The 13784-nt window shown below is 48.5% G+C and carries 12 protein-coding genes; 6 read left to right on the forward strand and 6 right to left on the reverse strand.

The annotated features are described in order from the left end of the window. Nucleotides 1–10: 10 nt before the first annotated feature. Nucleotides 11–2401 (forward strand): carbohydrate binding domain-containing protein, encoded by a 2391-nt coding sequence (locus tag KNO85_RS10890; RefSeq protein ID WP_214790012.1) that lies wholly within the window; start codon nt 11–13, stop codon nt 2399–2401. A gap of 47 nt (nt 2402–2448) precedes the next feature. Here KNO85_RS10890 and mprF read toward each other — a convergent pair whose 3' ends face one another. Then, nucleotides 2449–4941, reverse strand: a complete 2493-nt coding sequence (gene mprF, locus KNO85_RS10895; RefSeq protein ID WP_214790014.1) for a bifunctional lysylphosphatidylglycerol flippase/synthetase MprF — start codon at nt 4939–4941, stop codon at nt 2449–2451. A 171-nt stretch (nt 4942–5112) separates the two neighbouring features. On the opposite strand from mprF, the gene KNO85_RS10900 reads away from it, so the two are divergent. The 4 genes from KNO85_RS10900 to KNO85_RS10915 all read left to right on the forward strand — a co-directional run bounded on the left by KNO85_RS10900 (nt 5113) and on the right by KNO85_RS10915 (nt 7999). Further along, a complete protein-coding gene (locus KNO85_RS10900) occupies nt 5113–5661 on the forward strand; it encodes a bifunctional transcriptional activator/DNA repair enzyme AdaA (RefSeq protein ID WP_214790016.1) in 549 nt (182 codons plus the stop codon). After that, nucleotides 5658–6551, forward strand: a complete 894-nt coding sequence (locus tag KNO85_RS10905; protein ID WP_214790018.1) for a DNA-3-methyladenine glycosylase family protein — start codon at nt 5658–5660, stop codon at nt 6549–6551. Before KNO85_RS10900 ends, KNO85_RS10905 begins: the two co-directional genes overlap by 4 nt. Further along, nucleotides 6538–7020: a methylated-DNA--[protein]-cysteine S-methyltransferase gene (locus KNO85_RS10910; protein ID WP_214790020.1), complete on the forward strand. Its 483-nt coding sequence runs from the start codon at nt 6538–6540 to the stop codon at nt 7018–7020. The genes KNO85_RS10905 and KNO85_RS10910 overlap by 14 nt, the downstream gene beginning before the upstream one ends. 115 nt (nt 7021–7135) lie before the next feature. Beyond that, nucleotides 7136–7999: a DegV family protein gene (locus KNO85_RS10915; RefSeq protein WP_214790022.1), complete on the forward strand. Its 864-nt coding sequence runs from the start codon at nt 7136–7138 to the stop codon at nt 7997–7999. Nucleotides 8000–8025: 26 nt separating this feature from the next. On the opposite strand, the gene KNO85_RS10920 is transcribed toward KNO85_RS10915, so the two are convergent. Continuing rightward, the gene (locus KNO85_RS10920; RefSeq protein WP_214790024.1) at nt 8026–8568 is read right to left on the reverse strand and encodes a histidine phosphatase family protein; all 543 of its coding nucleotides are present in this window, start codon (nt 8566–8568) and stop codon (nt 8026–8028) included. Between the two features lie 207 nt (nt 8569–8775). Between KNO85_RS10920 and KNO85_RS10925 the strand changes: the two genes are divergently transcribed. Then, nucleotides 8776–10275 carry a malate:quinone oxidoreductase gene (locus KNO85_RS10925; RefSeq protein ID WP_214790026.1) on the forward strand — a complete coding sequence of 500 codons (1500 nt, stop codon included), beginning with the start codon at nt 8776–8778 and terminating at the stop codon, nt 10273–10275. A 92-nt stretch (nt 10276–10367) separates the two neighbouring features. Here KNO85_RS10925 and KNO85_RS10930 read toward each other — a convergent pair whose 3' ends face one another. The 4 genes from KNO85_RS10930 to adhP form a co-directional block, all read right to left on the reverse strand. Beyond that, complete coding sequence (locus KNO85_RS10930) at nt 10368–11282, reverse strand: methyl-accepting chemotaxis protein (RefSeq protein ID WP_214790028.1); 915 nt, start codon at nt 11280–11282, stop codon at nt 10368–10370. Nucleotides 11283–11395: 113 nt separating this feature from the next. Then, nucleotides 11396–11923, reverse strand: a complete 528-nt coding sequence (locus tag KNO85_RS10935) for a CarD family transcriptional regulator (protein ID WP_260569981.1) — start codon at nt 11921–11923, stop codon at nt 11396–11398. A 108-nt stretch (nt 11924–12031) separates the two neighbouring features. Further along, a complete protein-coding gene (locus KNO85_RS10940; protein WP_214790032.1) occupies nt 12032–12457 on the reverse strand; it encodes a MarR family winged helix-turn-helix transcriptional regulator in 426 nt (141 codons plus the stop codon). A gap of 112 nt (nt 12458–12569) precedes the next feature. Continuing rightward, complete coding sequence (adhP, locus tag KNO85_RS10945) at nt 12570–13601, reverse strand: alcohol dehydrogenase AdhP (RefSeq protein ID WP_214790034.1); 1032 nt, start codon at nt 13599–13601, stop codon at nt 12570–12572. Between the last annotated feature and the right edge of the window lie 183 nt (nt 13602–13784).

Raw genomic sequence — 13784 nt, forward strand, 5'->3', positions numbered from 1 at the left:
AGGACACATGATGAAGAAATGGGTTGCACTCGCACTCGGGACAGGTCTTGTCCTGTCATTGCCACAAGAGGTGCCGGCTGAAAAGAGCTCAAAAGCCGACGACGCCAAGTGGAAACTTGTCTGGTCAGATGAGTTTAGTAAGTCTGAAATCGATCACTCGAAATGGAACTTTGAAACGGGGAACTGGATTGTCGACAAAGACGGAAATCCAGTCGCTGCCGGTTGGGGAAACAATGAGAAGCAATTTTATACGGACAAAAACGAAAACGCTTTCGTAAAAGACGGGAAGCTCGTCATCCGTGCAAAGAAAGAACAAGCATCGGATCAATTCGGCACATATGATTACACATCGGCGAAGTTAACGACAAAAGGTACGTTCAGTAAGACATATGGTCGTTATGAAATGAGAGCCAAACTTCCAACAGGTAAAGGGCTTTGGCCTGCATTTTGGATGCTTCCAGAAGAAGACCGCTACGGTGGTTGGGCCGCATCTGGTGAAATCGACATCATGGAGTCATGGGGCAGTCAGCCAGATAAAGTCGCTGGCACGATTCACTACGGGGAAACATGGCCAAACAACAAATACACGGGGAAAGACTATCACTTCGCAGAGGGTGACGGCATCGACAAATGGCATACATATGCGGTCGAGTGGGAGCCTGGTGAGATTCGTTGGTATGTAGACGGACAATTGTATCAGACGCAAAACGATTGGTATGCGAAAGAAGCAAACAAGGCTTCAAAATATAGTTATCCTGCGCCATTCGACCAAGATTTCTATTTGATTATGAACTTGGCAGTCGGTGGATGGTTCGATGGGGACGTTGACGAGACGACACCATTCCCGGCAGAGATGGAAGTCGATTACGTCCGCGTCTTTGACTTGAAGAACGGAAAGTATCGCGATGCTGTCGAACCGACATACTCGGATGAGGAAGTCGTGTTACCAGAAGGTGCGAAACAACCTTTAGAAGACGGGAACCTTGTCTATGATGAAGACTATACAGAACCGATTACGACGGTGACAAACGGTGCACAGACGCTCAACCCGACGTATTGGAACTATGTGGCGCTTCCTGACTTTGGTGGTGTCGGCTCAGTCGATGTGATTGATTTGGCAGGGTCACGATTCGCCGACATTTCGATTGATCAGGCGGGAAGCCAGCCGTACTCGCATCAATTGATTCAAAACGTATCGCTCGGACAAGGCGGACACTATAAAGTGACGTTTGACGCCAAGGCGGACGCGGCGCGTTCGATCGCCGTTAAAGTTGGCGGTGGACCGGACCGAGGCTATGCAAAATATTCAGATGAAGGGTCATTCGATTTGACGACAGACGTTCAAACGTACTCGATGACATTTGATATGACCGAAGAGACTGACCTTGCGGCACGTCTTGAGTTCAACGTTGGACTCAGCACGTCTGGTGTCCAAATCGGGAACGTCCGTGTCGAGCAGACACCTCGTGAGGCGTTCGACCCGAATGCGACAAAACCGAAGCTTGGAGACGGAAACCATGTATATAACGGTACGTTCGACCAAGGTGCGATGGATCGCATGACGTATTGGACGTTCGACCCAGGTGTCACGAAAGGGACAGGAACAGTGGATCCAGTAGAGCGTCTCTTCCGTTTCGAAACGAACAAGAAAAAAGGAGCACCGGCAACATTGGTGCAACAAGGAATTCAATTGCAAGAAGGACATGAATACGTTCTTCGCTTCAAAGCACGTGCAGAGCGGATAGACGGTCTTCAAGTCGGGTTGAACGGTGCGAATGGGGATGCCTACCTTCCGCTTCAGCGTGTCGCTCTATCAGAAGCGTTCGATACGTATGAAATTCCGTTCACGATGGAAGCCGGAACGGACCTCATGAGCCAGCTTCAGTTCATTCTCGGTTCTGAAAAAGGTGTGATTGAGATCGATGATGTCGAATTGCGCGATGTCACGCCGATTTATATCGACCCATCTCCACTTAAAAATGGATCATTCACAGAAGGTCTCACAAACTGGGGCTCCTATGTACACTTTGACGCACAGGCTGCTGTCGAAGCGGTGAATGAGGCGGCACGTATCTCGATTACGCAAGAAGGGAACGAAGCATGGAGTGTCCTTATGGAACAAGGTGGTCTTGAGTTACAACAAGACCAAACGTACGTCGTTCAATTCGATGCATCTTCTACAGTCGCTCGTTCGTTCGAAGTGACGTTAGAGAATGCCGGGTACTATCGCTACTTGAGCGAAGTCGTTTCGGTCACACCGGAAACGAACACGTACACGTTTGAAGTGACGATGCCCGTGACGGATATGACAGGATTGAAGTTCTTGATGGGACGCACAGAAGGGTCACCACTTGGTGCGCATGATATCACGATTGATAACGTGAGTGTGACGTTGAAATAAGATGATACGCAAAACAGGAATTTCTCATCGTGAGAAATTCCTGTTTTTTAGCGTTTCCGACTAATCAATCGCGCCGTTCGTAAAATCGACGGCAACAATTTACGACGTTGACGGAATGCGAGATACCGTCCTTCCCAGGACGGTTTGAACTTTTGTTTAAACTGTCTCAGGCCGCTGAACGGATAAATGTAACTGATATTTTCGAAAATATCGGCGGCGACGCGCTCTGGCCAATGGGAGAATGTCTGCTCGCCGACGGCGGCAAGTGGTGCCACGCCGAGTCCGACATGTTCATAGCCTTCCGCACGTGCCCATTCGATGATATGGAGAATCAGCACTTCGATTGCTCCGGACGGCGCATCATTTTTCGAACGCATCAAATCGATTGAAATGGCTCCATTCCCTCTGAGCAACGAAATGAAGGCGACGACGACACCATCCGCATCTCGTAACAGAGCGATTGGATAACGTGTCAACGTTTCGTAGTCGAAGAAACCGAGAGAGAATCCTTTCTCGTTCCGATTTCCAATCCACTCGTCTGAGATCTCTTTTAACTCCTCTAATAACAGGAGGCTCGGCTCACAGACGATCTCGAACGTGATTCCCTTCTTTTCGAATTGATTGTAAAGGGAGCGCATATTCGCACGCTTCTTACCCGACAACGAGAAGGTCGACACGTCAATCGTCGCCTCTTCCCCTAGCTTGAAGAACGTGAAGCCGGCATCATGAAGGCGTGGCATCCAATTCGGTGTGATTTGATAAAATAAAGGAATATATCCAATTCGGTCCGCATCCTCGATGAAACGTGTCAATAACGCAGTCGCGGCCTGTCGTTCCCCTTGAATATCACCAAGGACAATCGCATGGTTCCGTGCTGTCGCAAACAAGAGACACGCATTTCCAGCCTCATTCATATAGAAACGCTTATCTGCCATGTGGGCCAAGTCAAAGCTACTCGATATGTGCTGTGTTGCTTGGAACTGTCTGATTCGATCTTCATCATATGCTTCTCCGAGCGCCGGGCGTTTCCAACGGTCGAACAGAAGCAGCAGTGCACTTGCGACGAGTGACGTGAAGAGGAGAAGTAACACCGTCAACCAGCCAGCCTGATGGGATGTGAAAAATAAGTCATAGGTGCCGGCGAACGACTGTAGCAACAGGGCGTGTGAGCCGACATATAGCAGGACATAGAACAGATTTCGAATGAGACGACCAGTCGTTAAAATGGAGCGATATCGGACGTGTCGTTTACGCGTCAACCAGACGAACGTCGCGAAACCGATGACGACGAATGTCTCAAATAAGTTCAAACCACGAGCGATGACGCCGATTGAAGCCCAGATGAATGCCGTGTTGAGCAACCAGAGCGTTCGCTTCGTCCGCACATACATGCCATAGACGGAAAGGAACATGAGTAATCCAGCACTCAATAAAAGAAGCGTCCCGATCCATTCGAACCAACGATTCACTTCATAGAGTGGTGTCACACTCGGGAGAAGTGTCTGGAACCAAATCAACAAACTGCTCATCAAGGCAATGAGACTACCTGTTAAGCGCCCAATCTTTGCAAGCGTCCGTGAAACGATACGCCAGACGACGGTCCCGATTTCATAAGAAGACCCAATGATTGGCCGATATTCGATTTGTTTGACGACCTGGTCTCCGAACGCGATGGCAGCCAAAAAGAGACCAATCAAAAAAGGAACGACGAAATAGACGAACCGATAGATGATTAAAGATGAGAGAACGATGTCTTGATGAATCCCAAGCTGTGTCATCCCAACCAGATACAGTAAATCGAACGTACCGGCACCCCCCGGGACGAGGGAGACGACACCGACGACCGTGGCGACGATAAAGACTCCAAAGAGTTGCGTGAACGAAGCTGACCCGTCGAGTAACGATAGCGCATAGACGGCGACGAGCCCTGCCGTGACCCATTCCGCAAGTGAAGTCATCGTGTAACCGATCAAGGTGGACCAACCCACGTTTGATCGTCGTGACGTGACAAATAGATAGAACGGGAGCATCGCACTCACCGCGAGTAACACCGGCCAAATCCACGGTTTCGTCCCGACGAGCCCGCCTGCTGGGAAGATACCGAAGAGCACACCGATGGAAAGGATGGAAAGACCACTGATGAGTGTCGGGGTCATCCAACCGATCGCACGGAGCAAGCGTTTTGTGTCCGTATATGGGCGATAGAGAGATGTCCGAAGGGCAATCCCAATCACTCCACCGAATCCGAGCATCCCATTCATTGAGTTCGTGATCCATGCCGTTTGGACGACTTTTCGCTTCGGTAATTGGATGTGTAACGAGCGGAGCAAAAAGTAATCGTATCCGGTCATCGTCAAGACGGCGAATCCACCGAGTAGGATGAGTGTGAACTGTTCCCAACCGGTCAATTGTTTCAGTGTCGTGAAGGCGGTCGCGAGCGAGAGGTTTTTCAACTCTTGTCCGCTCTGGAATAAAATCAATCCGATTAACGCTATAGGGATGAGCCATTTTAATTGTTTCCATGAAAAACGAGTGCGCATGAGGTTTTCTCCTTATCTGTCATATGACTGACAGCGTCTTCTAACTAAATCGTACTATAGGATACGATTGAAATCTGTAAAACGTTTCAAATGAGGGGATTGTAAGCGCAAGAAAAAGGACGAAATATTGTTTTTATCTTTGCTACAGTGAAAGAAGAAAGGGGTGTGGAGATGCTGACATTTGAAGAAAAATGGACGAAAGTGCTCGCTTGTGACGCGACGTATGATGGACTATTTTATACAGCCGTGAAGACGACGGGAATTTATTGTCGACCATCGTGTCGTTCCCGCAAACCGAAAAAAGAGAATGTCGATTTTTATATGACAAGACAAGAGGTGGAAGCGAAAGGGTTTCGACCGTGCAAGCGATGCCAGCCAGAAGTCGAGCATGCCCCACACCGCGCGCTCGTCAAACAGGTGACGGTATATCTGATGGAACATTACAAGCAACCGATTCGTCTTGAACAGATTGCTGAGCATGTCCAGCTGAGTCCGTTCCATTTGGAGCGAACGTTCACCCAAGCGACAGGAGAAACACCAAGGCAACTGTTGGAACGACTACGCATCGACAAGGCGGCTTATTTATTGCGAACGACTTCCATGAGCAATTTGACGGTCTGCTATGAGGTCGGGTTTCAAACGCCGTCGAACTTTTACCGAGTCTTTCGCCGAGTGAAAGGTTGTACACCGAATATGTATCGAAAAGGAGGGGACGTATGAACGATTTGTTACTAGACGTTCCGCAACCGTTTGATTTTAATGAATGTCTCGTCTTTTTAAGTCGGTCCGAGCAAGAGGTGCTACATGTCACGACGGACGAGGCGATTCAAAAGTTGATGTTGATTGGGGAGCGTCCCATCCTCGTCGAACTTTTAGAAGAGCAAGACCACATTCGCGTGGTGTTCCCGGTCGATGACGTTTCAGATACAGAAAAAGAATGCGTGGAACGTGAGGTACGTGACTGGTTAGACCTTGATCGTGATTTAACACCCTTTGAGGCGATGGGTGCAAAGGATGAATTGTTGGCACCATTGATCGAAGCGCATCGCGGGTTGCGGATGATTGGATTTCCAGATTTGTTCGAGGCACTCACATGGGCCATCATCGGGCAACAAATCACGTTATCCTTCGCCTATACAGTCAAACGTCGATTCGTCGAACGATATGGAGATCAGCGAGTCATCGGAGATCAGGTGTACTGGACGTTCCCACGTGCAGAACGAATCGCTTTGCTTGAGCCGGAAGCGTTGCGCGAGCTTCAGTTTAATCGAAGAAAATCCGAGTATGTCATTGATATTGCACGGGAAATAACCAGCGGAAATCTATCGAAAGCGTTGCTACAATCACAATCTTCAGCTGACATTCGTCAACGGTTACTTTCCATACGTGGCGTCGGAGCCTGGACGGCAGACTATGTATTGATGAAGTGTTTTCAGGACGCATCAGCCTTTCCCATCGCGGATGTCGGATTGCATCAAGCGATTCAACATCAATTAGGTACGCCTGAAAAGCCGACGATTGAAGAAGTGAAGCGATACGGGGAGCGCTGGGAAGGTTGGGAAGGATACGCGACATTCTATCTGTGGAGGTCATTATATGGAGACGTATAAATTAGACATGGAGACACCGATTGGCGTGATTGAAATCGTTGGGACAGAAACGGTCATTCAATCGATTCTATTCGTCGAACGAGAAGAGGTGCAATCGCCTGAATCAGGTATCCCAAATGTATTGAGACAGTGTAAGGAGGAACTCGATGCTTATTTTCAAGGGGAGAGGATGACGTTCTCCTTTCCGACTGAACAAACCGGTACAACGTTTCAGCATGACGTATGGAAAGCGTTACAAACGATCCCTTATGCGGAGACGGCTTCCTATCGCGAACTCGCCGAACGCGTAGAACGACCTGCGGCTGTCCGGGCGGTCGGGGCGACGAACGGTCGCAACAAGCTGAGCATTGTTGTTCCATGTCATCGTGTCATCGGATCGAACGGGAAATTAACGGGGTATGCTGGCGGATTATGGCGAAAAGAATGGCTTTTGCACCACGAGAAACAAGTCGCACATCAAACCCAGTAAAAAAACATTTCCCCCTCCAAATCTGCTACACTAAAGGAGGTCCTATCGTGACGTCGGAATCGACGAAGTTATAGGATGATTCCCGTCACTTATGGAGAAGGTTTTGGAGGAATGTATGATTAAATTACTAGCAGATTCAACATGTGACTTATCAGATGCAGTGCTTGAACAGTACAACATCGGGGTCGCGCCGTTGATCATTACGATGAACAATATGTCTTACCAGGACCGGGTGGATATCCAGCCGGATGATTTTTACGGAATGTTGGAAGCGCTCCCGGAATTCCCGACGACGGCGATGCCGAGCCCGGCGACGTTCTTGAAGTTGATGGAAGATGCGGTCGCTTCAGGTCACGAAGAGATTTTATGCATCTGTATGTCGAGCGGCACGAGCGGCTCGTATCAGTCAGCCGTAATCGGAAAAGAGTACTTTGAAGAAGCGCATCCTGACTCGACTGTAAAGATTCACGTCGTCGATTCTCGTTCGATGAGTCACGGTAGTGGCTGGTTGTTGCTGAAGAGTGCGCAGATGCGTGAAGCGGGTGCGACGTTCGAACAGCTCGTCGATTTCAATGAGACGTATAAGACGAAAGTGAAACACTTCTTGTCCGTGGATGACTTAGACCACTTGATCAAGAGCGGACGTATCTCAAATGCGAGTGCTATCATCGGAAAGCTACTCATGGTGAAGCCGATTATGAGCATGAAGGACGGCAAAGGTGCGATTGTTGCGAAGGAACGTGGCACACGTAAAGTGTTGAAGCATTATACGGACGAGTTCGTGAAGCGCGTGAATCAGGACATCACGAATTTCGTGATCATCGGGTACACATCGGATCAACGAATTGCCGAAAACTTAAAAGCGAAGATTGAAGCAGAAACAGATTTCGCAGGCGAGATTTACCTCATGCAGATGGGGGTTTCGGTCGGGACGCACGTTGGTCTCGGTGCCATCTCGATGTTCTTCGTGGAGAAATAACAAAAGCCGTCTCATTGTGAGACGGCTTATTTGTTGATCCAAATATGTTTGAGAATTGAATCTTCATCACTGAAATCCAAGCGATAAACGTCTGGATTACGCATCTTACGCCATGTATCAAAGTCATATTGTGGGTCGAGATGTTGTAAGAGGAGCGCAAGTAAGTTGCCGTGTGTCACGAGTACTGTCGCGGCATGTTGAGATTGAGCACGCTCCACGACTTGTAGGATACGATTCGTCGCCTCCATACCAGATTCAGCATCAGGCAATTTGAACGTCGGGTCGATGAACGACTGACGTAACGGCGTCAGCCAGTCTTCGAGCGGTTCGTGGGACAGGATGCGTTCTCGCAGTAACGGTTCACGTTCGATTGAGAGCTGATGCGTATCGGCGAGTGGCGTTACCGAAGCGACCGCTCGGGTGTAATCACTGGAGATGATTCGGTCAATTGGAATCTCACGAAAGAAGTCACTGAGCAGGAGTGCTTGCTCGTGTCCCGCTTCCGTCAGAGGTGCATCGGGTTCTTGACCGGTTGCGGAGCAGTGGCGAATCAGATAGAGCGTAGGCATAGTGGATTCTCCTTTGCTGTGTAAAAAATCATTGTATCTTATGTTATGAACAAACCTGCAAGTTTCAATATAAAAAATTGTACATAACCCTTATCATTCATCACAAAAGAGTTATAATCGGTATAACGATTATAAAATATACGATTGAAGAATGGGGATTCTCCGGTTGTATAACAAAAAAATTCAGGGGATAAGGATGGGGTTTTCATGAGCAGTACGCAAACGAGAACAGACGTCATTTTGATTGGGGCAGGCATTATGAGCGCAACGCTCGGTTCACTCTTTAAAGAGCTCGTACCAGAGTGGAACATCAAAGTGTTCGAAAAACTCGATGCAGCAGGGGAAGAAAGTTCAAACGAATGGAACAACGCAGGTACGGGACACGCCGCACTGTGCGAATTAAACTATACAACGGAGAACGCGGATGGGACGATCGACATTTCCAAAGCGGTCAACGTCAACGAACAGTTCCAAATCTCGCGTCAATTTTGGGCGCACCTCGTCAAACAAGGATTGATTGAAAATCCAGGTGCCTTCATTCGCTCGATTCCACATATGAGTATGGTCCAAGGGGAGAAGAATGTCGACTTCTTGAAACGCCGTTTGGAAGCGCTCACAACGAATCCGCTGTTTGAAGGCATGGTCTTGTCGGACGATCCGAGTCAGTTACGGGAATGGTTCCCGCTCATCATGGACGGACGGACATCGGACGAACCGATTGCCGCGACGAAGATTGATTCCGGAACGGATGTGAACTTTGGTGCGTTGACACGTATGTTGTTTGACCATCTCACATCGAACGGGGTCGAGGTCAACTACGGCCATAGCGTCGAGGACGTCAAGCGTCTCGACAACGGTCTTTGGGAAGTGAAAGTGAAAGACTTGTCTGCGAACAAAATTGAGACGCATACGGCACCATTCCTCTTCATCGGAGGAGGAGGAGGAAGTTTGCCACTCTTACAGAAAACAGGAATCTCGGAGTCGAAACAAATCGGTGGGTTCCCGGTCAGTGGGCTCTTCCTCGTCTGTAAAAATCGTGAGGTCATCGAGCAACATCATGCGAAAGTCTACGGGAAGGCGAAAGTTGGGGCACCACCGATGTCGGTACCGCACCTCGATACGCGCTTTATCGATGGACGAAAAGAGTTGTTGTTTGGACCGTTCGCCGGCTTTACACCGAAATTCTTGAAAACAGGTTCGAATTTAGATTTGATTCGTTCAGTCAAACCGAACAACGTCATCACGATGCTTGCGGCAGGGGCAAAAGAGATGCCACTCACGAAATACTTGATCGAGCAGGTACTCTTGTCACACGACAAGCGCATGGATGAACTTCGTGAATTCATTCCGAATGCTAAGAATGAAGATTGGGAGATTGTCGTGGCCGGACAACGGGTTCAGGTCATTAAAGATACACCGCAAGGCAAAGGGACGCTTCAATTCGGTACAGAAGTCGTCAGCGCGGAAGATGGATCGGTCGCGGCACTTCTCGGTGCTTCTCCAGGTGCATCGACTGCCGTTCACGTCATGTTGAAAGTACTCGAACAGTGCTTCCCGCAACAGTTACCGGAATGGGAAGAGAAAATCAAAGAGATGGTTCCGTCTTATGGCTTGAAGCTTTCGGATCATCCTGACCTATTCAAGACGATTCATGAATCGACAGCGGTCACACTCGGTTTAGAAGAAAAAGATATGGTCCACAACTGAAGAGGATGAGGCGAGTATACAATCGTATGCTCGCTTTTTTGAATCGTATGCTCGCTTTTTTGAATAGAAAAAAGCGACCATTATTCGGTCGCTTACACCATTTTAAGAAACGTCTTCGCCTGTTGCTCGAGCGTAGCGGCTGAATCGGCTAATTTTTCGAACTCCCGCACCGTCTGCTCGAGTTGTCCGGAGCTGTCTTGGACTTTATGAGAGATGCGCCCAATGCTCGTCGACACGTCATCGATGCGTTTGACAATCCCTTCGATGTTGGTATTCACTTCCGTAATGGAGAGGGATACTTTATTCGACAGGTTGCGTACTTCCGTTGCGACGACATTGAACCCCCGTCCATGTTCACCTGCGCGTGCCGCCTCGATGGCTGCATTGAGAGCGAGCAGGTTGGTTTGAGCAGCAATTTCGCGAATCGTCCGGACGATGTCTGTAATCGTCTTTGCCTCTTGTTGGAGTGCAAGCAAGTGCTCCCGATTTTGAATCGATTCGGCTTCGATTTGTTTAACGTTCTCTAGCACATGTTCCCCGTCCTGCTTTCCTAGCTTAGACTGAGTGGATAAATACTCCGATGTTTCTTGAAGGTCATTTGCCATGTGGAGGACATCCTGTTGACGAGACGTGATATCGGCCGCAATCTTAGATACACCGATGACACGCTGGTTCGTGTCATCGAAAATCGGCATATAAGTCGCCTCTAGCCAAATACTATGGCCATCGGCGGCACGTCGTTCGATTTTGTCGTGATAGCTTAACCCTTGCATCAGTTTCCGCCAAAACAGTTCGTACTGGGGACTGTTCGCAAACTCAGGCAAGCAAAGGTCGCGATGGGGACGTCCCATCAGCTCATTGACTTCATAGCCCATCGTTCTTGCGAAAATCTCATTGACGTAAGCGACACGGCGATTTTCATCAAAACGAATGATGGCTAAATTATTTTCGATGGCCCGGACAACATGCGTATCGGTGACATGGGTCGTACTAGAGTGCAGTTGCATCCTAACATCCTCCCTATATCAATTGAGTTATTTTTATTAGGATACCCCATAATTGTAAAAATAAGTATATTATTGTGACAGAACAAAAAAAGACCGCTTCCGCGGGGAAGGGGTCAAGGTGTGAGTGTCGCCATGCTTTCATGTAAGTATTCAGATATGTTGCGCTCAATGTCGCTTTCTGAACGATTGAGAGCAAGTGAGATTTCTTTCACCAAAATGGTTTTGGCGTTCTCTAGAATCTTACGATCTTGTTCGTATAGCTTCTTGTTGGCGTGGAGCGCTTCGATGTGTCGACGGCTCAGTGTATTGACGACTTGAGCGATGTCGTGACGATTTCCTGAATGGACGACATTTAAAAATTCCCGATTCCGGTTGTTCGAATGTGGATTCCATTCAACGCCAGGCGAACGGAACGACTCTAAAATTTCTAATGCTTCGTCTGCTTCGAGCAACGTCAACATCATCACATTGTCATTATCGACCGGAATACTGATCTGTAATTTCTGTGAGTTGTTGATCGGGTGAAGCGTATAGTACGATTTCGTTTCTCCTGCGACCGTTTTGTCCGAAATGTCGTCGATCCGACATACGCCATGGGTCGAGTAGATGATTAAGTCTCCAGCTTTAAACAAGTCGATCACCTCTTCCTTATCTATAAGCATAGTCATTCAGAAGGTGAAATGTCAACTAGGTTGACGTTTAGTGAAATGTATGCATACAAAAATCGCGGCGAGTTTAACCCGACGCGATTATAGTTTCCAGTCCATCCGTAGAATGGTTTTCAGTTGATCGAACGCCTCTTGTCCGATGCCTTCTTGAATCCGTTGCTCGAGTTGCGCTTTGAGCGTCTCGTTCTGTTCATAACAAGTATGGCCGAGTGGGGTCAACTCGATACATTTGTCCTTTCGATTTTGCGGATGGTCCGTCACAAGAACGAGCGCTTTTCCTTCCAAGTTCTTAATCAGTTTATGAATCGCTTGCCGAGAGATGTGGACACTTCGCGTGACCTCGGCGATGGTCGTTTTTGATTGATAAAGTGTAGCGAGAATGTACCATTCCGAGTTTGAGATGTGGATGTCACTCTGCTCATTCCAGGATTGTTCACTCATGCGTCGAACTTGATCGTTTCGTTCTGTGAGTAAATCAAGTAGACGGGTTGACGTTGATGGAGTCAAATCAAGTCACTCCTCTTTCGTTTCCAGGTTTTTAGACGTTCCTAACTATACAAAAGCAACTATACCCCGTCAACGTCAATCTAGAACAAAACGAGGCACGTGGCCTCGTTTTTTACTGACAGTCTTTATTTTTGAAATCGATGACCATCCGCCCTTGAATTTTCCCTTGCTCCATTTCTTCGAACACGTCTTGAACCTCGTGAAGGCAGCGTTTATGGACGACTGGGACAACAAGTCCCTCGGCTCCGAATTGGAAAGCCTCCTCTAAATCTTTTCGTGTCCCAACAAGCGAGCCGACGACTTCGATTCCATCAAGCACGAGACGAGGAATATTCAAGTCCATCGTTTCGGAAGGAAGACCAACCGCGACCACTTTCCCGCAAGCACGTACCGCGTTGACGGCTGAGTTGAAGGCGACTTTTGAGACAGCTGTGACGACCGCGGCGTGTGCTCCACCAAACTTCTCTTGAACAATGTCGGACGCATCTCCCTCGGTCGATGGATTGATGGTTAGATCGGCACCACTCTCTTTGGCGAGTTCAAGCTTATCATCGTTCAAATCGACGGCGATGACGTGCGCGTTGAAGACATGTTTCGCATATTGAATGGCCAAGTTCCCGAGACCACCACATCCGTAGATGACGACTGTCTCTCCAGGCTTCACGTCTGCCACTTTGATCGCCTTATACGTCGTGACACCGGCACACGTGATGCTCGATGCTTGTGCAGGATCCAAGCCCTCCGGCACTTTGACGGCATAATCGGCTACGACGATACTTTGTTCGGCCATGCCTCCGTCCACACTATAGCCGGCATTTTGAACGTTTCGGCAGAACGTCTCGCGTCCCGTCGTACAATATTCACAGCGACCACATGCATGATACATCCAGGCGATGCTGACACGGTCCCCGACTTTTAGGCTCGTGACATCGTCCGCGATTTGAGACACAATCCCGATCCCTTCATGACCGAGCACGCGTCCTTGCACATCCCCGAAGTCACCGGCCGCGACGTGAAGGTCCGTGTGACACACGCCACAGTACTCGACATCGACAAGCGCCTCACCCGCCTGTAATGGACGAATTTCCTTTTCAACGACTTCGATGTTGGCTTTGCTTGCTGAATTGACAACGACTGCTTTCATGTCTGAACACACTCCTTGTGAGAATTTAGCGACTCTGCCGAAACAACACTCTGAATCACACCGTCAGAATATCACAAAAAATGGAATGAAAGCGCTCTATTCTCGTATAGCATGTGTCTACAAGATGAACTTTTTTCACATGAAGATTTAGGGGAATAGAAAGAGAAGAATCAGATGAAAGGA

Source organism: Exiguobacterium sp. s124 (assembly GCF_018617485.1).
GTDB classification, from domain to species: domain Bacteria; phylum Bacillota; class Bacilli; order Exiguobacteriales; family Exiguobacteriaceae; genus Exiguobacterium; species Exiguobacterium aestuarii.